This window comes from Bradyrhizobium ganzhouense, from assembly GCF_049949285.1.
Classification (GTDB): Bacteria; Pseudomonadota; Alphaproteobacteria; order Rhizobiales; family Xanthobacteraceae; genus Bradyrhizobium; species Bradyrhizobium ganzhouense.
Map to the genome: position 1 here is coordinate 6,147,582 of NZ_CP181318.1, position 22,028 is coordinate 6,169,609.

Genomic DNA, 22,028 nt, shown 5'->3' on the forward strand with positions numbered 1-22,028 from the left:
AACGAGATGAACCACTTCAGCGCGTCACGTCAGCCGATGCCAGCGCAGCGCCCGAACAACACGCCGGAGAGCGCCGCGGCGCGCAAGCTCGCTGAGGACCTGATGGACGCGATGAGCGCCCTGCTCGGTCTGATCGAGCGCGAGACCGAGCTGGTCCGCGCCGGCAAGGTCCGCGAGGCGATGACGATGGAGAGCCAGAAGCAGGAGCTGTCACGGCGTTACGTCGGCGCCGTCAGCCAGTTGAAGGCGAACCAGGCCCAGCTTTCGAAATCCGCACCCGAGCTGCTCTCGACGCTGCATCGCCACCACGACGCCTTCCGCGCCATGCTTCAGGTCAATCTCACCGTACTCGCGACCGCGCATGCGGTTTCCGAGAGCGTCGTGCGCGGCGTCAATGCCGAGATCCAGAAGCGCAACGTGCCGAACACCTATACGGCGGCGGGACGCCGCGCCACGCCTGGCCCGCGTCACATCACGCCGCTCGCGGTCAGCCGCACGCTCTGAGCGCAGGCAAGGAACTCCATCCAATTTTACGAAAAACCGCGCGGCGAAAGCGTTGCGTGGTTAGGCACGTTTGCTTACCCGGTGTTCAATCCTGGTGTTCCATGGTTGCGTATTGAGAGGGGTTGGGATTTGACTCACACAAGGCAACCAGGAGGCTGCCATGAGTACAGATTTCAGCATCAGGCCGGTGGGGATACCGGTCCCCGTACAGATCGTCACGACGTCGAATTCGGCGGCGAACGATGCCGTGCAAACCGATTTGCCGGTGAGCCAGACGGTGGCCGCGAGCGATACGAGCGCGGCTGCGAGCAATGATCTGCAGAGCAATGCAAACATCTCGCGCCAGGTCGTGTTCGACCAAGCGTCCGCATCCATGGTCTTTCAGGTCGTCAACGACCGGACCGACGCGGTGGTGAATCAATTCCCCGACGAGGCGATGCTGCGCCGGCGAGCCTATTTCCACGCACTGGATTTGAAGTCGGAGCCCTCGCGTCCGCTCAACACGGACCTCAGCGCCTGAGACGCCCGCCGATCAGCTGTTGAGCGTGGCCTGGGCGGTGTCGAGATAGCTCGAGCCGGTCGCAGGGTCGGTGACGACGTTCTTGATCTGCGCCACGCCGGTATTTGTCAGCGTGAACTTCGTATTGCCGAAGCGGAACGAGGAGTCCTTGATCAGCACCTGCTGATACTGCGAGGTCCCTTCGCTCTGATAGTGGATCTGCGCGCGAAAACCGTTGACCTGCGAGATGTTGAGCGAGAATTTCTTGCCGTCAGCATAGGTGCCGCTCCAGTTGCCCTGGTACAGCGACGAGTCGACCGGAACGTATTTGGACGAGCCGGTGGTGCTCGAAAGCGTGTTCGACTTGTACGCGGACGACAAGATGCTCATGATGTCGGCCATGACAAGTCTCCGTTACGGCCGGCCGGACAGACCGGCAGCGATATTGCGGTTGATCTCGATCAGCGGACGGAAGTGATCGAACTGCGGGCTCATCTGAAGCGCCGCGGTCTGGCTCAGCACGAACACGCTGATGTTGGCGATCTTCTGCCGGACGTCGAGCGGCTGCGGGTTGTTGTCGCGCATCGCCTCGCTGAGGAAGATGGTCCAGAGCTTGCGGTTGAACATCAGCGCCTGCGTGGTCTGCTCGCTGAAGGGGTCAGCGGCATTGATCGCGTCCTGGAGCTTGTTGGCTGCCTTCAGCAAGGTCTGCGCCTCGACATCACGAGGAGATGCGGTGGTCGTTGCAACACGCGCGTAGGCCGAGGCAGCGGAATTCGACATCAATCACACCTTGGAAGCTTCCTAGCCCGTTGAACGGACTTAAGGATTTCTTTCCCAACCCTATGCAGTAGCGCTTAAGATTTGCTTACATGTGCGCTTGGAAGCACTCCGGATTATTACGGGTCGCGGAGTCCTTCCGTAGACGCGAGGCTAGATGCGCCGACGCAAGCTGTAAACTTGCACTGCATCACGCACATCGATCTCAGCTAATCCGGTCTTAGCGAACTCCCTCAAAAGAACGGCGGAGCATTAGCCCCGCCGTGACGTCTCAAGATTCTATCCTGCGTTTGCGAATTAGCGGAGCAGCTGCAGCACGCTCTGCTGCGACTGGTTCGCCAGCGACAGGGCGGAGACCGCGATCGACTGGCGGGTCGACAGCGCCTGGCTGTTGGCCGCTTCCTCGTTGGTGTCCGCAAGCGTCAGGTTGGACGAACCGGTCTGCAGCACGTTGATCAGGTTCTTCGAGAAGTCCTGGCGCACCTGCACGATCGACAGGTTCGAACCGAGCGAAGAACCTTCGGAGCGCAGCGTGCTCGAAGCAGCGTTCAGGCTCTGGAGGACCTTGTTGGTCGCGCCGTTGTCGATGAAGTCCGTGCCCGGGACGAGATTACTCAGCCCGAGACCCGCCGCGTTGAACACCACGCCGTTGATGCCGAGCGTGGAGCTGCCGGTCTCGTTGAACACCAGCTTCAGCGTGTCGCCGTTCAAGAGGTTGACGCCGTTGAAGGAGGAGTCCTGCGAGGTGGTGTCGATCTGCGCCAGGATGTTGTTGAACTGGCTGACGAGGCTCGAACGCGCCGTCTGCGCGACGGGATCCTGGACCGGCGGCTGCGCGGTGGTGAAGGCAAGCACGCTGGTGAGCGTGCCGCCGACCGCGCCGCCGGCGGTCGATGAACCGAGGGTCGAGGATGCGTATTCGTTGACGGTGGTCACCGTCAGCACGCCGTTCGCGTCGATCGTCGCGGTCAGGTGGTTGGCCTGAAGCTGGACGTTGAGCTGGTCGAGCGTCTTGACGGTGCCGTTGGTGCCGTCGCCGAAGGTGACGTTGACCGGCGTGCCGCCGTTGAAGGAGGTGAAAGTCAGGGTCTTGCCGCTGACACCGCCGACACCGGAGGTGCGCGCCGCGCTAAACGCCGTCGCCGTTCCGGTATTGCCGCTGAGACCGAAGGCGCTGAGCGCATTGCCGGTGCCGGTGATCGAGAGGTCGGCGTTGATACCGGTCGAGATCGCCAGCTGGCCGCTGGAGTTCACCGACGACGGGATCTGGCCCGGAGTGGTGTTGAGCGTCGCAGCACCGTTGAAGAGGCTGGCGGTCTTCACACCGGTTGCGAGATCGATCGAATTGAGCAGATCGGTCAGGTTCGCGCTCTGCAGATAGACCGTCGAGTTGCCGTTGCCGTCGGTGACGACGTTGCCGCTGACGCCATAGCCGGTGGCCACGCTTGCTGCCGACTGCGGCGTCTGCGCGTTCTTGAAGGTGATGGTGTGGCCGTCGATGTTCAGCGTCGAGCCGTCCTGGACCAGCGAACCCAGCGAGCCCAAGGTCGTCGACCGGTTCGCGGCCACACTGGCATTGCCCGCGCCGGTCGCGGCCGTCAGGCCGAGGGCGTGGAGGAGGTCTGCCTTGCCCGTCACGCTCAGATCGGCGCCGGTCGAGCTCTTCAGCGTGATTGCGCCGCCCGCACTGATGGATGATGGCGTCTGGACAGTACCGACGGTCGCGCCACTCGTCGCAATCGTGGCGGCACCGGCGCTGATCGTCGCAGTCTTGACGCCGCTGGCGAGGTCGATCGCGCTGAGCACGTCGTTGACGGTCGCCTTGGGCGCGGCCGCCGTTCCCTCATAGACGATCGAGTTACCGTTGCCGTCCGTGGCAATGCTTCCGCTGGCGTTGAGGCCCCAGCCGGTCGGCTGGGTCGTCGGAGCGGGGCCGGTGCGGAAGGTGACGGTCTTGCCGTTCACCGTGATGGTGTCGCCATCCGCGGGCGGCGTGCTGAACTGGGTGGATGGGGTGGTGCCGAGCAGCGTGTCCGTGCCGGCGAGCGCAGTGCTGCCGTCGGCCGCGTTCACCGTGCCACCGGTCAGGGTGCCGGCGCTCGAACCCAGCGAAGCGCCGAGCGCGGCAGCTGCCGTCACCGGCGTGACGCCGCCGGCCGCACCGGTATAGAGCACGTTGCTGTTGGCGGTCGCGCTCGCATAAGAGGTGGTGCCGCGCAGATCCGCCGGCGTTGCACCCGGGATCGTGGTCGAGACGTTGGACTTGGTGGAGTAGCCGACCGTGGTCTGGAGCGCCTGGTTGGCGATCGATTTCGCGGAGTCGATCAGCTTCTGCAGCGAGGTGATGCCGGTATTGGCCGCCTGGAGCACCTGCACACCGTTATTGATGCCGTCCAGGAGGTTGCTGATATCGCTCGCCCGGTTGTCCAGCCCCTGCGCCGTGAAGAAATTGGTGGGATTGTCGAGCGCCGTGTTGACCTTTTTGCCGGTCGACAGCCGCTCCTGCGTGGTGGCCAGCAAGTCGGCCGTCGACTGCAGCGACAACAGGTTCTGGCGAACGGACGCCGAGAGAACGATGTTGGACATTGGCAGGTCTTCCTCTTGAACCGGATACGAATCGGCCGCGCGGGTCTGGAAGCGGGCTTTTGTCCAGTTTTAGGGGCTGTCCTTTAAAGTATGGTTAACGCCGGTTTAAGGGATAGGGTTAATGGCCGGTGTACGCCCTTCCCTGTCTCAGAACGCAAAAAAAGAGCGGCGGAGCAAAAGCCCCGCCGCCCGGTTTTATTGAGTAATTTCAGCTGCTTATTAGCGGAGCAGCTGGAGCACGCTCTGCTGAGAGGTGTTGGCCAGCGACAGCGCCGAGACCGCGATCGACTGGCGGGTCGACAGCGCCTGGCTGTTGGCCGCTTCGACGTTGGTGTCTGCCAGCGTCAGGTTGGACGAACCGGTCTGCAGCACGTTGATCAGGTTTTTGTTGAAGTCCTGACGAACCTGCACCACCGAGAGGTTCGAACCGAGCGCCGAGGCTTCCGACCGCAGCGTGCTCGACGCGGCGTTCAGGTTGGTCAGCACCTTGTTCGACGCGGCGTTGTCGATGAAGTCGACGCCGACGGTCAGTGCGGCGAGGCCCAGACCCTTCGAGTTGTAGGTCACACCGGTGATGTTCAGGCTCGACTTGCCGGTCTCGTCGAACACCAGCTTGAGCTGGTCGCCGTTCAGGAGGTTCACACCGTTGAACGAGGAGTCCTGCGAGGTCGTGTCGATCTGGTTCAGGATATTGTTGTACTGAGACACCAGGTTCGCACGGGCGGTCTGGGCAACCGCATCCTGGATGGGCGTGGATGCCGTCGAGAAGGTCAGCGCGGTAGTCAGTGTACCGCCGATCGCACCGCCCGCGGTGGTCGATCCGATCGTCGAGGACGCGTAGTCGTTGGACGCGGTAATTGTCAGAGCCCCGTTGGCATCGATCGTCGCGGCCAGGTTGTTGGCCAGGAGCTGCGTATTGAGCTGATCGAGCGTCTTGACCGTGCCGTTGGTGCCGTCGCCGAAGGTGACGTTGACCGCCGTGCCACCGTTGAAGGAGGCGAAGGTCAAGGTCTTGCCGGCAATGCCGCCGATGCCCGAGGTGCGCGCAGCGGTGAAGGCGGTCGCCGTACCGGTGTTGCCGGCAAGGCCAAGTGCGTTCAGCGCATTGCCCGAGCCGGTGATGGTGAGGTCTGCATTGATGCCCGTCGCAATGCGAAGCTGGCCGGAGCTATTGATCGATGAGTTTGACTGCCCCGTCGCGGTCTTCAGCGTCGCCGTGCCGTTGGCCGCGATCGTCGCGGTCTGCACGCCGGAGGCAAGGTCGATCGCGTTCAGCACGTCGGAGATCGTGCCGGACGAGAGATAGACCGTCGAGTTGCCATTGCCGTCGGTGAGGACGTTGCCGCTGACGCCGGAGCCGCTCGGGATCGCCGGAGCACCCGCGGAGCCGGGAACGGCGCCGTTCTTGAAGGTGATGACATGACCATCGACGTTCAGCGTCGAGCCGTCCTGGATCTGCTGACCCAGCGAACCGGAGCTGGTGGTGCGGTTCACGTTCACCGTCGCGTTGCCGCCGCCGGTGGCGCTGGACAGGCCGAGGGCCTTCAGCAGGTCGGCCTTGCCGGTGATGCTCAGATCGGCACCGCTCGAGCTGTGCAGCGTGAGCTTGCCGGCCGTCGTGACACCGACGTCCGAAACGGCGGTCGCGTTGGCGCTCTGGGAGATCGTCGCCGCACCGGCGGTGATCGACGCAACCTTCACACCGCTGGCGAGGTCGATCGCGGTGGTGAGGTCACCGACCGTACCCTTCGGCGTCGTGGTGTCGCCCAGATAGATGGTCGAGTTACCCGCGCCGTCGGTGGTGATGTTGCCACTGGCGCCAAGGCCGCTCGCGACCGTCGAGGAAGTCGGTGCAACGCCGGAGCGGAAGGTGATCGTGTGACCGTTGACGGTCAGCGTGTCGCCATCGGAGGGCTGGGCGTTGCCGACCAGGCCGGTCGCGGTCGCTGCACCAGTGCCGAGCAGCGTGATGCCCGCCGTAATGGCCGTCGAACCGTCGCCGGCCGTCGCCGCCGCACCGGTGAGAACACCCTGGGTCGCGCCGAGGGTCGTGGTGCTGCTCGCGGCATGAACACCACCTGCCGTGCCGTCATAGAGCACGTTGCTGGAAGCAGAAGCACTGGCAAAGCTGGTCGTGCCGCGCAAGTCGGCCGCCGTCGCACCCGCGATCGTGGTGGAGACGTTGGACTTGGTGGAGTAGCCGACCGTGGTCTGGAGCGCCTGGTTGGCGATCGACTTCGCCGAGTCGATCAGCTTCTGCAGCGAGGTCAGGCCCGTGTTGGCGGCCTGCAGCACCTGCACGCCGTTGGCGATGCCATCGAGCAGATTGTTGATGTCGCTGGCCCGGTTGTCGAGCGACTGTGCCGTGAAGAAGTTGGTGGGATTGTCCAGGGCCGAATTGACGCTCTTGCCGGTCGACAGACGATTCTGTGTGGTGGCGAGCAGATCAGCGGTGGACTGGAGAGACAGGAGGTTCTGACGAACCGACGCAGAGAGAACAATACCGGACATGACTTTCACCCTTCTGGCTTACGCGTCTTCGTTCGATCGCTTCGGATCGAGTGACGGGGACAGCCTGCGGGGACATGGCTAACAAAGGGTGAAACGAGTCTCGCGGGTCTAAGCACCGGTTCACCATAAACCCGAGAGAGACGCTGGTGCGGCTGCCAATCAGACTGAAATCGTTGGCAATTTTTCGCGCTTACGCTCCATTAACCATAACCAACGGTTACCTTTTGGGGCGTCGTCAAAAGACCCCGGCCTCAAAAGAAAGCGGCGGGGCCGAAGCCCCGCCGCCTGATCTTGCTTGCGATGTCTTCCGCTTGTTAGCGGAGCAGCTGGAGCACGCTCTGCTGCGACTGGTTGGCCAGCGACAGCGCCGAGACCGCGATCGACTGGCGGGTCGACAGCGCCTGGCTGTTCGCCGCTTCGACGTTGGTGTCGGCCAGCGTCAGGTTCGACGAACCGGTCTGCAGCACGTTGATCAGGTTCTTGTTGAAGTCCTGACGAACCTGCACGATCGTCAGGTTCGAACCCAGGGCGGAGGCTTCCGAACGCAGCGTGCTCGACGCCGTGTTCAGATTGGTCAGCACCTTGTTGGTGGCGGCGTTGTCGATGAAGTCGACACCGCCGGTCAGTGCAGCGAGGCCGAGACCCTTCGAGTTGTAGGTCACGCCCGTGATGTTCAGGTTCGACTTGCCGGTCTCGTCGAACACCAGCTTGAGCTGGTCGCCGTTCAAGAGGTTGACACCGTTGAAGGACGAGTCGAGCGAGGTCGAGTCGATCTGCTGGAGGATGTTGTTGTACTGGCTGACCAGGTTGGTACGGGCCGTCTGGGCAACTGTATCCTGCGTAGGCGTAGACGCCGTCGAGAAGGTCAGCGCGGTGGTGAGCGTACCACCGATGACGCCGCCCGCGGCGCTCGAACCGATCGTCGAGGACGCGTAGTCGTTGGTGCTCGAGACCGTCAGCAGGCCGTTGGCGTCGATCGTCGCGGTCAGGTTGTTGGCCTGAAGCTGCGAGTTGAGCTGATCGAGCGTCTTGACCGTACCGTTGGTGCCGTCGCCGAAGGTGACGTTGACCGCCGTCCCGCTGTTGAAGGAGGAGAAGGTCAAGGTCTTGCCGGTGATGCCGCCGATGCCCGAGGTGCGGGCCGCGGTGAAGGCGGTCCCGGTGCCGGTGTTGCCGGCGAAGCCGAGCACGTTCAGGGCATTGCCCGTACCGGTGACCGACAGGTCGGCATTCACGCCGGTCGAGACCTTGAGCTGGCCCGAGGCGTTGATCGACGAGTTGGTCTGGCCGGTCGCGGTCTTCAGCGTCGCCGTGCCGTTGGCCGCGATCGTCGCGGTCTGCACGCCGGAGGCAAGGTCGATCGCGTTCAGCACGTCGGAGATCGTGCCGGACGACAGATAGACCGTCGAGTTGCCGGCACCGTCGGTGAGGACGTTGCCGCTGACGCCGGAGCCGCTCGGGATCGCCGGAGCACCCGCGGAGCCGGGAACGGCGCCGTTCTTGAAGGTGATGACATGACCGTCGACATTCAGCGTCGAGCCATCCTGGATCTGCTGACCCAGCGAGCCGGAGCTGGTGGTGCGGTTCACGTTCACCGTCGCGTTGCCGCCGCCGGTGGCGCTGGACAGGCCGAGGGCCTTCAGCAGGTCGGCCTTGCCGGTGATGCTCAGATCGGCACCGCTCGAGCTGTGCAGCGTGAGCTTGCCGGCCGTCGTGACACCGACGTCCGAAACGGCGGTCGCGTTGGCGCTCTGGGAGATCGTCGCCGCACCGGCGCTGATCGACGCAACCTTCACACCGCTGGCGAGGTCGATCGCGGTGGTGAGGTCACCGACCGTACCCTTCGGCGTCGTGGTGTCGCCCAGATAGATGGTCGAGTTACCCGCGCCGTCGGTGGTGATGTTGCCGCTGGCGCCAAGGCCGCTCGCAACCGTCGAGGAAGTCGGTGCAACGCCGGAGCGGAAGGTGATCGTGTGACCGTTGACGGTCAGCGTGTCGCCATCGGAGGGCTGGGCGTTGCCGACCAGGCCGGTCGCGGTCGCTGCACCAGTGCCGAGCAGCGTGATGCCCGCCGTAATGGCCGTCGAACCGTCGCCGGCCGTCGCCGCCGCACCGGTGAGAACGCCCTGGGTCGCGCCGAGGGTCGTGGTGCCGCTCGCAGCGTGGGTGCCGCCAGCCGTGCCGTCGAACAGGACGTTGCTGCTGGCAACCGTGCTCGCATAGGAGGTCGTGCCACGCAGGTCCGCAGCCGTCGCGCCCGAGATCGTGGTCGAGACGTTGGACTTGGTGGAGTAGCCGACCGTGGTCTGGAGCGCCTGATTGGCGATCGACTTCGCGCTGTCGATCAGCTTCTGCAGCGAGGTGATGCCGGTGTTGGCGGCCTGCAGCACCTGCACGCCGTTGGCGATGCCGTCGAGCAGGTTGTTGATGTCGCTGGCGCGGTTGTCGAGCGACTGCGCCGTGAAGAAGTTGGTGGGATTGTCCAGGGCCGAGTTGACGCTCTTGCCGGTCGACAGACGGCTCTGCGTGGTGGCGAGAAGATCGGCGGTGGACTGGAGAGAGAGCAGGTTCTGACGAACCGAGGAGGAGAGAACAATACCGGACATTGAGTGTTACCCTTCTGGTACGCAACGCAACAAACTTCGATTAGGATTAATCGATGCCGGGACGGTGAACGTAGGTGGCTAACAAAGCATGAAGCGTGTCGCGCGAGTCCTTGCGCGGATTCACCATATGAGCGATCAGCGCCGGATCGAGCCCGCTTGTATCGCCATGATCGGATGATGCTTTTTGTTGCAAAGGCAGGACGTTTGCTACTTGTCAACCATAACTCAGAGTAGGCAATTCGCTGCATTCGAGTGCATCGTCTCCATCTGAGTGAGCGGCACTCGGATGCCAATACACAAAAAGAAAGCGGCGGGGCCGAAGCCCCGCCGCCTGATCTTGCTTGCGATGTCAGCCGCTATTAGCGGAGCAGCTGCAGCACGCTCTGCTGCGACTGGTTGGCCAGCGACAGCGCCGAGACCGCGATCGACTGGCGGGTCGACAGCGCCTGGCTGTTGGCGGCTTCGACGTTGGTGTCGGCCAGGGTCAGGTTCGACGAACCGGTCTGCAGCACGTTGATCAGGTTCTTGTTGAAGTCCTGACGAACCTGCACCACCGAGAGGTTCGAGCCGAGGCTCGAAGCTTCCGAGCGCAGCGTGCTCGACGCGGCGTTCAGGTTCGACAGCACCTTGTTGGTCGCGGAGTTGTCGATGAAGTCGACACCGCTGGTCAGCGAGGCGAGGCCGAGGCCCTTGGAGTTGTAGGTCACGCCGGTGATGTTCAGATTCGACTTGCCGGTCTCGTCGAACACCAGCTTGAGCTGGTCGCCGTTCAGCAGGTTGACGCCGTTGAACGAGGAGTCCTGCGAGGTCGAGTCGATCTGGCTCAGGATGTTGTTGTACTGAGACACCAGGTTCGCACGAGCGGTCTGGGCAACGCTATCCTGGACGGGGCTGGAAGCCGTCGAGAAGGTCAGCGCGGTGGTGAGCGTGCCGCCGATCGAACCACCCGCGGCGCTCGAACCGATCGTCGAGGACGCGTAGTCGTTGGTGGTCGAGACCGTCAGCAGGCCGTTGGCGTCGATCGTGGCGGTCAGGTTGTTGGCCTGAAGCTGCGAGTTGAGCTGATCGAGCGTCTTGACCGTGCCGTTGGTGCCGTCGCCGAAGGTGACGTTGACCGCCGTCCCGCTGTTGAAGGAGGAGAAGGTCAAGGTCTTGCCGGTGATGCCGCCGATGCCCGAGGTGCGCGCAGCGGTGAAGGCGGTCGCCGTACCGGTGTTGCCGGCGAAGCCGAGCACGTTCAGGGCATTGCCCGTACCGGTGACCGACAGGTCGGCATTCACGCCGGTCGAGACCTTGAGCTGGCCCGAGGCGTTGATCGACGAGTTGGTCTGGCCGGTCGCGGTCTTCAGCGTCGCCGTGCCGTTGGCCGCGATCGTCGCGGTCTGCACGCCGGAGGCAAGGTCGATCGCGTTCAGCACGTCGGAGATCGTGCCGGACGACAGATAGACCGTCGAGTTGCCGGCACCGTCGGTGAGGACGTTGCCGCTGACGCCGGAGCCGCTCGGGATCGCCGGAGCACCCGCGGAGCCCGGAACAGCGCCGTTCTTGAAGGTGATGACATGACCGTCGACATTCAGCGTCGAGCCGTCCTGGATCTGCTGACCCAGCGAACCGGAGCTGGTGGTGCGGTTCACGCTCACCGTCGCGTTGCCGCCGCCGGTGGCGCTGGACAGGCCGAGGGCCTTCAGCAGGTCGGCCTTGCCGGTGATGCTCAGATCGGCACCGCTCGAGCTGTGCAGCGTGAGCTTGCCGGCCGTCGTGACACCGACGTCCGAAACGGCGGTCGCGTTGGCGCTCTGAGAGATCGTCGCCGCACCGGCGCTGATCGACGCAACCTTCACACCGCTGGCGAGGTCGATCGCGGTGGTGAGGTCACCGACCGTACCCTTCGGCGTCGTGGTGTCGCCCAGATAGATGGTCGAGTTACCCGCGCCGTCGGTGGTGATGTTGCCACTGGCGCCAAGGCCGCTCGCGACCGTCGAGGAAGTCGGTGCAACGCCGGAGCGGAAGGTAATCGTGTGACCGTTGACGGTCAGCGTGTCGCCATCGGAGGGCTGGGCGTTGCCGACCAGGCCGGTCGCGGTCGCTGCACCAGTGCCGAGCAGCGTGATACCCGCCGTAATGGCCGTCGAACCGTCGCCGGCCGTCGCCGCCGCACCGGTGAGAACGCCCTGGGTCGCGCCGAGGGTCGTCGTGCCGCTCGCAGCGTGGGTGCCGCCAGCCGTGCCGTCGAACAGGACGTTGCTGCTGGCAACCGTGCTCGCATAGGAGGTCGTGCCACGCAGATCCGCAGCCGTCGCGCCCGAGATCGTGGTCGAAACGTTGGACTTGGTGGAGTAGCCGACCGTGGTCTGGAGCGCCTGGTTGGCGATCGACTTCGCGGAGTCGACGAGCTTCTGCAGCGAGGTGATGCCGGTGTTGGCAGCCTGCAGCACCTGCACGCCGTTGCCGATGTTGTCGAGGAGGTTGTTGATGTCGCTGGCGCGGTTGTCGAGCGACTGTGCCGTGAAGAAGTTGGTCGGATTGTCCAGGGCCGAGTTCACGCTCTTGCCCGTCGACAGACGGTTCTGGGTGGTGGCGAGAAGATCAGCGGTGGACTGGAGGGAGAGCAGGTTCTGACGAACCGATGCCGAGAGGACGATGCCTGACATAACTCTGTTACCTTTCTGGTAAACGACGCTACTGTTACGCGTCTGCATGGATCTTGATTGATCCAGCGACCTGCGGACCGTGGCGTCGAGAATCTAACGAAGCATGAAATGAAACCGGCGCTTTCGCTGAGTCGCGGCGTGATTCGGCTCACCTACACAGCGGCGACGTCGCGCCTCTGCGCAATTTCGACATTGATATGATTGAGCTTTTCCGTGGCGCCGGCCCGGATTCAGAACTCGTTAACTAATGTTGAGGGAGTATTGCACCCTGATCCGCGACAACCCGCGCTTCGGTTACGAAAGCGTTGATGGAGAACAGGCAATGGCCCTCAAGGTCGAGCTCAGGCCGCACGAACGCATCATTGTCGGCAACTGCGTAATCACCAACACCGACCAGCGGGCTCGCCTTCTGATCGATGGCGACAACGTGCCGATCCTGCGCGAGCGCGATATCCTCACGCCCGAGACCGCGGATACGCCCGCAAAGCTCGTCTATCTGGCGGTCCAGCTGATGTATATCTCGCCGGACCCGCAGACCCAGCACGGCACCTATTTCAACCTGGTGCGCGACATCGTCACCGCGGTGCCGAGTTCCTGGCCGATCATCGAGGCCATCAACAACAACATCCTGAACGGCGACCTCTACCGGGCGCTGAAGGATGCCCGCAAGCTGATCGCCTATGAAGAGAAGCTGCGCGACCAATACAACGCCGCGCATCCCGAGGGTGAAGTCAGCTCGGCTGCGTGATCCCTGGCAGGTTCAAAGACCCGCGCAAACGACAACGGCCCCGGACGATGTCCGGGGCCGTTGTCGTTTCAGTCCAGCGCGATCACTGCGCCACGAGAGGCGGCGCCTCGACCTCGATCAATCCGTCTCCGGTCCGCCGCGTGCCGAATGCGAGCACGGCCGACACCAGGGCGTCGATATCCGTCTCATCGGTGCGATGGTTGACGATCGCGGCGCGGATCGCGAACTTGCCGCCCAGCGTCGTGCTCGACGGCGCGGCAATGCCGGACTCCTGGACATCGGCGACGATCTCCCGATTGATCGCATCGTCGGCGCGATAGCGGAAGCAGACGATGTTGAGATTGACCGGCGCGAGCAGCTCGAGCCGGGGCTCGGCGAGCACGCGCGTTTCGAGATATCTTGCGAGCGCGCAGCTGCGCGCGATCACCGCACCCAGCCGGTCGGTGCCGAATGTCTTGAGCGTAAACCACGTCTTCAGCGCGCGGAAACCGCGCGACAGATCCGGACCGAGATCGCACGGCCAGACAGCACCGGCCGCAAGCCCCCTCGCCTCGCGGCTCAGATAGGCCGCCGGCTGCGCAAAGGCCTGCCGATGCCGTTCGCCGTCACGCACCAGCAGGAAGCCGGCGTCATAGGGCACCTGCCCCCATTTGTGGAAGTCGAGCGCGATCGAATCCGCGAGCTCGATGCCCTCGAGCAGCGGGGCGAGCTCGGGCGAGAAGATCGCGAGCGCACCGAAGGCGCCATCGACGTGAAACCAGATGCCTTCTTCGTGGCACAGATCCGCGATCGCCCTGAGATCGTCGATCGCGCCGATGTCGACAGTGCCGGCCGATGCCGTCACCAGGAACGGCTTGAAGCCAACCTCGCGATCGATTGCAATCTGCGCGCGTAGCGCGGCGACATCGATGCGATGATCGGCACCGACATCGATCTTGCGCAGCGCATCGGTGCCGAACCCGGCGATGTCCATCGCGCGGGAGATGCAGCCATGCGCGGCCTTCGACGCGTAGGCCGTGAGCAGCGTGCCGTCATTGCCGATGCCGTGCTGCCGCGCCAGCGCGCCGAGCGCGCTCGTGCGCGCAACCAGCACCGCCATCAGATTGGCCATCGACGTACCGGTGACGAAGATGCCGCTCGCGCCTTGTGGAAAGCCGAACAGGCCGCGCATCCATTCGACGATCTGGCGCTCGACCTCGATTGGCATGTGATCACGGCCGCCGAGATTGGCATTGAGGCCGGCCGCGAGCATCTCCGCGACCATGCCGACCGCCGTGCCGCCGCCATGCACCCAGCCCATGAAGCCGGGATGAACATTGCCGGTCGCGTAGGGCGCGACGTGCTCGGAGAATTCGCGATAGACGTCGGCGAGATCGGTTGCCGCGCGCGGTACATCGGTTCGAACCGCCGCGCGAACCTCGTCGGGGATCGGCCGCCAGACCGGACGCGCGCGGACATTGGCGATACCGTCGATCGCATCGTCCAGCATGCGATGAGCGAGTGCACGAAACTCGCTCCAGTCCTGCGGATCGAGCGATCCGTTCGTGACCGATGCCTGCGTGTTGCGGATGATCTCGTTCATGCTGCGCTCTCCACGCCCGCTTTTGCATGCCGCGACAGCATCGCGGTGAACGCGGCAAAGATCTTGCGCATCTGCGGCGGCTTGTACGGAAACACCACCGGCGAATCCATGTTGTGCACGACGGCGGTGTTGTCGGCCTCGAACACCAGAAGCTCGCCGTTCCGGTTCTCGGCGCAATCGACGATGAAATAATCGAGGCCGACGCGCCGGCTCATTTCGTCGAGCGCATTCTTGTGACGCGCTGCGAAAGCGCGATCGAAGTCTTGCATGAAGATCGCTTCTTCAGCGCGCTTCTCCTCGCTGAACGCCATGTAGGCGTTGAGATACCAGATGTCCCAGCGATCGGCGATCGCCATGTGGCAGGCATAAGGCTTGCCGTCGACCATGGTGAGCCGGATCTTGCGGAAGAGCCCGTCCGGGCTCGCGTAGTTGACGAAGCGCGCGACGAAGAAGTCCTGCTCCTGCCGTTCGGCGAGATAGACCGCGAGCGCCGCCGCATCGTCGATCTTAGCGAGCCCGACGCCGGCATGCGTGCCGCGCGGCCTTGCGATCATCGGAAAGTGCAATTCGCCCGAGATCTCCGCGCAAGCGATCCGTCCTTCCGAGAGAGCTGTCAATTGCGCGCGCGTCGCGTTAGCCGTCACGGGAATGTCCAGACCGGGGATATCAGCCAGCAACCGATAGAGCTTGTCGCGGTCGAGATTGCCGATCAGCTCGGGGCGATTGAGCAGCGGCCGCGGCCAGCGCGGCGCGGCTTTCTCGATCAGCGCCAGCGCTTCGCGGCATTCCTCGGAGTCGGATGCGACCACGATGGCAACGTCGTGCTCAGGCAGCGTTTCCGGCAGGCCCTTGTCCTTGGTCACATAGAGAGTCAGGAGCTCGATATCGGAGCCTTCGAGCAAAAATTCGATCGGCGTGTTGCCGCCCATGTCGATGTCGGCCGCGAGCGCAAGCACGCGCAAGCCCGGCTTCGGCGCCGCGGCGGGCGTCCGAAACAATTGGTGGAAGGAGAGCACCTCGGACTGGATCACGAGGCCGGCTTCCTTCTCGCCCATCAGCTGGGCAATCAGCGACAGATCGAGGCCCTCGCCCGCCTGCGCCGTCCCCTCCGCGATCCGCGCCAGCAGCCGCTCGCGCAACGGGTGCAGATCGACGCCCTCGAAGGCCTGGCGCGTCAAATGCGCAAAGCCGATACGGTCGGCAAAGTTCGGCACGGCAAGCGGATGCAACATCTCACACCTATCAGGGCTACGCCGGCACAGCGGCGGTATGGTCAAGCAGCAGCTCGGTCTTCACCAGGACGTGGGCGATGCGATCGAGGATGTGCTGCACATTGCGTTGCGCTTGCACGCTGTCGGCCGACCAAGCCTCGGTGACGAGCCGTGCGCCGACGCACAGGCGCAGCGCAGCCTGCGGCACGTCGTCCGGTTGCCCCAGCCGCACCGGCTGGCCGACGAAACAGCGTTGTGCGGCCACCTGCCGGTCAGCCGCGCTCCCGGCGATGTCGTCGTTCATGTCGCGCGCAAGCGTGCGATGAACGGCGCTGGTATCGGCGATGGACACCGGCTTGCCGTTACGAAGCAGCGTGAATGGAAAGATCGTACGATGTGCGAATTCCTCATCGTCCGCATCCGCCTTGTCGGAGACTGCCGGTACGGCGCGCAGCGACGGCGACAGCGCGATCATGCTGTCGATGCCGGCCGCGAGCTCGGCCAGCGCCCAGGCGCGGAACGCCCCGGGCACGGCGTAGTAGTTGCCGATCTCGGCCAGCGCCGCTTCCCAGCGCAACCATTGGCCGAAATTCGGACGGCGTTCAAAGCGCGAGCGCAGCGCCGTCCACGTCATCGGCCAGTCGCAGCGGCCGACATAGTCGAAGAAGCCCGGCGCAATCCCTTCAATCCGGTCGAGCGCGCGCGAGAGGCCCTTCGGCACCAGCAGCGCGCCGCTGAAAGCAGGGCCGCCAAAAAACTTCGAGCCGGTCATCAGCACCATGTAGCCGCGATCGAGATAGAAGCGCAGCCGCCGGCGGCTGAGCCGCGCCTGACAGGCATCGACCACGACCTGAACCTTGCGTGGCCAGCGCCGCGCGATCTCATCGAGACAGGCGGCGCTCGGCGCGCGCCAGCCGAGCTTTGACGAATCCATAACGTGCAGCAAAACGCGCCGGCCTTGCGCGAGGCTGTCCTCGATTGCACGCATGACCTCGGCATCCGCGTCGGCGCGCATCGCGAGGCCAGACGTGGCGCCGAGCAGCGGTATGCCGATGCTGTCCCCGGCGAGGCCCGCGATCGCAGCGTCCTTGCGCACCGCAACGCCGCTCGCCGTCATCGCGCTGAAATGGTGCCCGCGCGCGGTATGCGCCGTGCCGCTGCCGGTCTGGTCGGCCCCGACCACGATCGTCACTGGCGACGCGCCGAGCACCGCGCGGGCCAGGAACAGGGCATGAAGCTGGGAATCCGTCCCCGATGGCGAGAACACGACATCGACGCGCGGCGAGAGCTGGAAGTGGCCACGCAATTCGTCGCGCATGTCCTCGCAGCGCCGGTCGAAGGCGATCTCGACTTCGTCGAACAACGATTTGTGGACCAGCTCCTCGCGCGCCAGCGCGGCGCGGTCATAGGCGGCCTGCGAGATCGATGACGCCGTCGACGAGGCGAAATTCCAGATCTCGGGCTCGGGCGACGGCGCGCAGCCATAGGCATTGACGCGCTCCTTCGGATCGAGCGCCAGCCGCTGGTCGCCTCCGGATACGAGCAGCGTATCCAGCGGCGTGAAGAGATCGCGCAGGCGATAGCGCGAGCCGCCCTCGGACGCTCGCTCGATGTCTGACAGGCGGGATGCGCCGATGCTCATCCCGACAGGCTCACGCCGCGTCGGCCGCAGCCGCAGGGGCCGGCGCGAATTGCGAGGCGATGTCGCCGTGGAACACCGAGGGACCGACGTGGTCGAGCGAGCTTTGGATGTCGGCCCAGATCTCGCCGCCGATATCGGTCCAGCGCTTGCAGAAGGCGAAGTCTTCCGAGAGATATGTGCCGGTCGCCGGATCGATCATGCACTCGAAGAGCGCGAACCGGTTCTGGCTTGCGACAAGCGAGTCGTGCGAATGCTCGCGGAAGAATTGCAGATGGGCGTAGTCCGGATGACGGCACATCGCCTCCAGCGCCTGGCGCCGGATCATCAGGAACCCGGTGCCGGCATAGCGCACGCGGGTGAAGCCGTTGACCACCACGATGCGGTCGGGATCCTCGATCTCGAGCACGTAGTCGAGCGAGGCCGCCGTGACGTCGGTCCGGCCGGCCTTGATCGCGCGCGTCGCCTTGTCCCAATTGACCCGCTTGATCGGATAGCAGCCGGCGACGACGTCGGCGCCGGATTCGATCAGCCGGAACACCTGCTCCGGCTTGAAGCCGATATCGGCGTCGATGAACAGGAAATGCGTCGCATCGGGGTCGTCCAGGAACATCGCGACCAGATTGGCCCGCGCGCGGGTGATCAGCGCGTCGCCGTCGCGCAAATGCACCTTGAGCCCGAGATTGGACATGCCGTGCACGGCGCGCTGGAGCGCGAAGATCGAGCTCGCGTAAATGCTCGACACCTGCCCGCCAAAGCATGGCGTGGCCACCACCAGTTGCATCTTGTCCGACATCGACGGCTCCGCCCCGCTCAAATCCTCACCAAGAGGTAAACAGGCATGGTTAACGGCGCCTTAATGCCGCCTTACAGGAACTTGACGAGCGAGAGTTGTGAGAGCTTTGAGGTAACGGAGTAGGACGCCTGGAGCGCATTCTGGAGCGACAGGATTTCGCTCGCGACCTGGTCGGGCGACGCCGACTCCGCCTGATCGATGATGCCCTGGAGCTGCGCCTTGGCCTGGGTCTGGCGCGTGCTCGCGTCCTTCATCGTGTTCTGGGCCATGGCGATGTCGGTCTGGATGTCCTCGATCTTCTGCTGCCCGGGCTGCGGAGTCAGCGCCTGCGTCGTGCGCAGGCTCAGCGCTGCGACTTGCGCGCCTGAATATTGCCCGGTCGGCGAGGTCGAGAACGTGCCGTACACGGCGACGGCCTGCAACTGCTTGCGGATCGCGTCCTCGTCGGCCTGGGCGCCATATTGCACCGTGACGGAATCGTCGACCCGCGCCACCGCGGTCGAGCGCGCCGAGCCCGGCCCGTCATTGCCGGTGTACCATTTCACTGTCGTGGCCGAGCCGTTCACAAGCGTCGTCGCCGAGCTCGCCGGCGACGATCCGACGCGCAGCGGCGGCTGCGTGGCGGTGATCGGCGTTGAGCTGAAGCCGAGCGCGCCGAGTGCAGCGGTCGCGCCCGGGGTCGAGCCCGAAATGCTCAGGCTCGCCGCATTGTCGGTGTTGATCGTGATCGAGCCGCCATGGATCGTCGACGGCTTCGAGGTGCCAGTGATGGCGTCGATCTTGCTCATCAGGGTCTGGATGCTATCGGTGACGTTGAGCTGGTTGCCGGTCGCGCCCGAAGCGACGAAGCTGAGCGTGGTGCCGTTGACGGTGATGGTGTCGCCGGCAGAGAAGCCCGGCGCAATCGAGTCCGAAGGCGCCGTGCCTGATAGCGCAGTGGTGCCGCTGATCGGTGCCGCCGGCGTCGCCTGGTTGGTCTTGGCGGCGCCGATCGCCGAGCTGTCGGTGTTGAAGAAATTGTCGCCGGCGGCGACGGCCGATGCCGCCACCAGCGAGGTGTTGGCCAGCTTCGTGATCGCGGTGTTCAGCGCTGTGTTGAGGTTCGACGACGTGATGGCCGGGTTGGAGGCAACCGGTGGAATGACGTTGGGATTGCCGGGGTCGATCGCAAAGCTGCCGACCGGCGTCGGCGTCGCAGTGGACGCGGTCAGGTCGATCTGCTCGGTCGAACCATCGGGCAGCGTGAACTTCACGCTGAGCTTGTCGCCATTGTTCGGATTGACGCCGTTGAGATTGACCGAGAACGCCACCGGCGAGCCGCTCGGGCCGGTGACGGTTGCGCCGGTCAACGTCGAGGAGACCGCAGCGATCTTCAGCCCGAACGGCGACGTCGCCGAATCCTCCTGCACCTGTATCGCGCCGGACGCTAACGTCGACTGCACCAGCCGCCCCATGCCGTTGGCGCCGAGATCGGCCGCCTGACGCTCCGCCATGACGGTCTTCAGGCCCGCCTGCGTCGTCGTGCCGTTGATGATGTCGCCGGCGTTGGCGACCGATTGCGTGTTGTAGGCGGTTCCGGAGAACAGATAGCGGTTGCCCGACTGCGTGTTGAGGACGCCGACCATCGAGCCGAACTGCGCGGCGGCGGTGTTCTGCGCCACCGTCTGGCCGTTGACGTTGAGATCCTGCGACGAGGTGGCCGAGCCCGTCTGCACCGTGTTGCGGATCGTCGTCAGCGACTGCAGCGCGGTGTTGGCGAGGTTGATGTTGACGTTCACGTTGGTGATCGTGTCGGTATAGGCGGCGATGTTGGAAAGCTGCGCGCGCGAGGCGATCGCAAAGCCTTCGTTGGTCCCCATGCCCGAATAGTTCTGCGACAGCTTGCCGGTCGAGAGCTGCGTCGACAGGTCGGTGAGCTGCTGGTTGATGTTACGGATCTGAGAGCCGAGAATCGACGAACCGTAGTTGATGCTGCTGATCGACATGTTTCAGAGCCCTGTACTGGTTACACTTGAGCCTGGAGCAACGTATTCATCATGCTCTGCACTACCGACATCACGTGAGCGTTGGCGGCATAGGCATTCTGAAGCTGGATCAGGTTCGACATCTCGGAGTCCAGGTTGACGCTCGAGGTCGAGTTGAACTTGGCCTGGAGCGTCGAGACCACGACGCTCTGGCCCTGCTGGAGCGCGGTCGCCTGGGTCGAGGCGTTGGCCTGAACGCTCAGGAACTGCTGGAGATAGTTCGAGACGCTGCCGGTGAACGGTTGGCTCGCCGAGCCGAGACCGGTCTGCGGTGAATAGGAAAACACCGCGTTGGTGAGCTGCGAATAGAGATAGTCCGAGCGCGTGGTGTCGCCCGTGGGCGTCACCGGCGAGGTGCTGTAGACCGACAGCCTGGTCGGATCGGTGCTGAGCTGCGTGTTCACGGCGATGCGGCCGGCAAGGCCGGTCATCTGCGAGCCCGATGCCGTGATCGCGCCGGTGTAGAGCGCCGTGCCGCCGTCGGTGAACAGCGGCAATTGCGGGCTGCCGGAGGTCAGCGAGGAGATCGTCTTGGTGCTCGACGCCGAATTGATCTTGGCAAGGCCGGAGTTGTCGTCAGTGACGCGCAGTGTCGTCGCGGTCGCCGGCGACGGAGCGGCGGAAAATGTCAGGTGCGAGCCGGGCAGCGCGGTGTTGAGCGCGGAGGCAATCGCGCCCATGCCGCCGGAGAAATTGACTCCGATCTGCATCGGATTGGCGTTGGTGGCGTTCTGCAGCGGCAGCGCCGCCGGATCGGTCACGTTCACCAGCGTGATCTGGCGCTGCGTGTTGGTGGAGTCGGTATAGCTGATGTTGACGGTGTTGCCGGGCTGCGCGCCGGCGAGATCGATGTCGAAGCCGGCGGGCGGACCGGAGACGGTCGTGCCCGCCGTGGTCTTGTCCGACAGCGCGCTCGACATCGTCGCGGCGAGTTGGTCGACCTGGTTCTGCGCCTGCACCAGCGTCTGGTCGCGCAGCTTCAGGTCGGCCGCGATCTGGCCGGAAGAGACCACGTTGTTGCCGGCAACGTCGATCGACGAGCCGTTCGGCAGCTTGAGGGTAAGCGCGCCGACGCCGGACTTGGCGGGATCAATATTGTAGAGCGAGGTCGCCCCCAGCGCGCCGGCAGACGCGAAGGAGAATTGCGAGGCGAGCCCCGCGCCGACCAGCTGGATACCGGTGGTGGTGTAGATATTGGCCTGGTTCGATCCGTCGGTGGTGACGCGGACGTCGACATATTTCGACAGCGAGTTGATGGCCTGGTCGCGCTGGTCCATCAGGGTTGCCGCGGACGGATCGGTCGAAGCCAGGCCCTGGAGCTTGGTGTTGATGTCGGCGATCTGGCTCATCGCCGCATTGGCGGCTTGCGACGAGGTGCTGAGATCCTGCTCGACGTTCGAGCGCAGCGACTGGATGCCCTTGGTGGTGACGTTGAGCTGCGTCGCCAGCGCCTGCGCCGCCCCGACCGCGACCGTCTGTGCCGACGACGAGCCCGCGCTGGTCGAGAGCGCCTGGAGCGAAGAGGTGAAATTGTTCAGCGCGGTTTCGAGCGTGCCGCTGTTGCCGGGCGTGCCATAGACATTCTGAAGCTGCTTCAGAATATTGGCCGTCTGGTCGGCATAGCCGCTGCCACCGGTCTCGGTGCGCAGCTGGTTCAGCACATAGCTGTCGATGTCGCGGCTGACGCCGGTCGTCTTCGCCGTCGAGCCGAAATCACCGGTGGTGACTTCGATCTGGTTCGGCGTCTGGGCGACGTAACCTGGCGTCTGCGAGTTTGCGACGTTCGACGAGACGATCGAGAGCGCAGCCTGGTTGGCACGCAGACCGCTCATCGCACTGGCAAGGGCTGAACTCAAACCCATCTTACTTGCCGCCTTTGGTTACGTTACGC

The 22,028-nt window shown here is 64.4% G+C and carries 15 protein-coding genes; 3 read left to right on the forward strand and 12 right to left on the reverse strand.

The genetic code is table 11. From position 1 onward, the window contains the following. Positions 1 to 6 precede the first annotated feature (6 nt). Positions 7 to 504 (forward strand): hypothetical protein, encoded by a 498-nt coding sequence (locus ACLFLU_RS28500; protein WP_426408073.1) that lies wholly within the window; start codon positions 7 to 9, stop codon positions 502 to 504. Between the two features lie 160 nt (positions 505 to 664). After that, on the forward strand, positions 665 to 1,024 hold the full coding sequence (locus tag ACLFLU_RS28505; RefSeq protein ID WP_426408074.1) for a hypothetical protein: 360 nt from the start codon (positions 665 to 667) through the stop codon (positions 1,022 to 1,024). 12 nt (positions 1,025 to 1,036) lie between these two features. Here ACLFLU_RS28505 and ACLFLU_RS28510 read toward each other — a convergent pair whose 3' ends face one another. The 6 genes from ACLFLU_RS28510 to ACLFLU_RS28535 form a co-directional block, all read right to left on the reverse strand. Continuing rightward, positions 1,037 to 1,405 (reverse strand): hypothetical protein, encoded by a 369-nt coding sequence (locus tag ACLFLU_RS28510; RefSeq protein ID WP_426408075.1) that lies wholly within the window; start codon positions 1,403 to 1,405, stop codon positions 1,037 to 1,039. A 12-nt stretch (positions 1,406 to 1,417) separates the two neighbouring features. Next, entirely contained in the window at positions 1,418 to 1,786 is a 369-nt protein-coding gene (gene flaF / locus ACLFLU_RS28515; protein WP_426408076.1) for a flagellar biosynthesis regulator FlaF, read from the reverse strand. Positions 1,787 to 2,080: 294 nt separating this feature from the next. Further along, positions 2,081 to 4,369, reverse strand: a complete 2,289-nt coding sequence (locus tag ACLFLU_RS28520) for a DUF1522 domain-containing protein (protein WP_426408077.1) — start codon at positions 4,367 to 4,369, stop codon at positions 2,081 to 2,083. 219 nt (positions 4,370 to 4,588) lie between these two features. Beyond that, positions 4,589 to 6,880, reverse strand: coding sequence for a DUF1522 domain-containing protein (locus ACLFLU_RS28525; RefSeq protein WP_426408078.1), 2,292 nt, complete (start codon positions 6,878 to 6,880; stop codon positions 4,589 to 4,591). A gap of 314 nt (positions 6,881 to 7,194) precedes the next feature. Then, positions 7,195 to 9,486 carry a DUF1522 domain-containing protein gene (locus tag ACLFLU_RS28530; protein WP_426408079.1) on the reverse strand — a complete coding sequence of 764 codons (2,292 nt, stop codon included), beginning with the start codon at positions 9,484 to 9,486 and terminating at the stop codon, positions 7,195 to 7,197. Positions 9,487 to 9,845: 359 nt separating this feature from the next. Next, entirely contained in the window at positions 9,846 to 12,137 is a 2,292-nt protein-coding gene (locus tag ACLFLU_RS28535; RefSeq protein WP_426408080.1) for a DUF1522 domain-containing protein, read from the reverse strand. Positions 12,138 to 12,459: 322 nt separating this feature from the next. Here ACLFLU_RS28535 and flbT point away from each other — a divergent pair, with 322 nt between their 5' ends. Then, positions 12,460 to 12,885: a flagellar biosynthesis repressor FlbT gene (gene flbT / locus ACLFLU_RS28540; protein WP_426408081.1), complete on the forward strand. Its 426-nt coding sequence runs from the start codon at positions 12,460 to 12,462 to the stop codon at positions 12,883 to 12,885. 82 nt (positions 12,886 to 12,967) lie between these two features. On the opposite strand, the gene ACLFLU_RS28545 is transcribed toward flbT, so the two are convergent. The 6 genes from ACLFLU_RS28545 to flgK all read right to left on the reverse strand — a co-directional run bounded on the left by ACLFLU_RS28545 (position 12,968) and on the right by flgK (position 21,999). Beyond that, positions 12,968 to 14,467 carry a pyridoxal phosphate-dependent decarboxylase family protein gene (locus tag ACLFLU_RS28545; RefSeq protein ID WP_426408082.1) on the reverse strand — a complete coding sequence of 500 codons (1,500 nt, stop codon included), beginning with the start codon at positions 14,465 to 14,467 and terminating at the stop codon, positions 12,968 to 12,970. Continuing rightward, positions 14,464 to 15,699, reverse strand: coding sequence for an ATP-grasp domain-containing protein (locus tag ACLFLU_RS28550; RefSeq protein WP_426408083.1), 1,236 nt, complete (start codon positions 15,697 to 15,699; stop codon positions 14,464 to 14,466). The genes ACLFLU_RS28545 and ACLFLU_RS28550 overlap by 4 nt, the downstream gene beginning before the upstream one ends. A 16-nt stretch (positions 15,700 to 15,715) precedes the next feature. Next, the gene (locus tag ACLFLU_RS28555) at positions 15,716 to 17,320 is read right to left on the reverse strand and encodes a hypothetical protein (RefSeq protein WP_426408084.1); all 1,605 of its coding nucleotides are present in this window, start codon (positions 17,318 to 17,320) and stop codon (positions 15,716 to 15,718) included. A 10-nt stretch (positions 17,321 to 17,330) separates the two neighbouring features. After that, positions 17,331 to 18,113, reverse strand: a complete 783-nt coding sequence (locus ACLFLU_RS28560; RefSeq protein WP_334524552.1) for a hypothetical protein — start codon at positions 18,111 to 18,113, stop codon at positions 17,331 to 17,333. A 71-nt stretch (positions 18,114 to 18,184) separates the two neighbouring features. After that, positions 18,185 to 20,098 carry a flagellar protein gene (locus ACLFLU_RS28565; RefSeq protein ID WP_426408085.1) on the reverse strand — a complete coding sequence of 638 codons (1,914 nt, stop codon included), beginning with the start codon at positions 20,096 to 20,098 and terminating at the stop codon, positions 18,185 to 18,187. Positions 20,099 to 20,118: 20 nt separating this feature from the next. Beyond that, on the reverse strand, positions 20,119 to 21,999 hold the full coding sequence (gene flgK / locus ACLFLU_RS28570) for a flagellar hook-associated protein FlgK (RefSeq protein ID WP_426408086.1): 1,881 nt from the start codon (positions 21,997 to 21,999) through the stop codon (positions 20,119 to 20,121). Positions 22,000 to 22,028 lie beyond the last annotated feature (29 nt).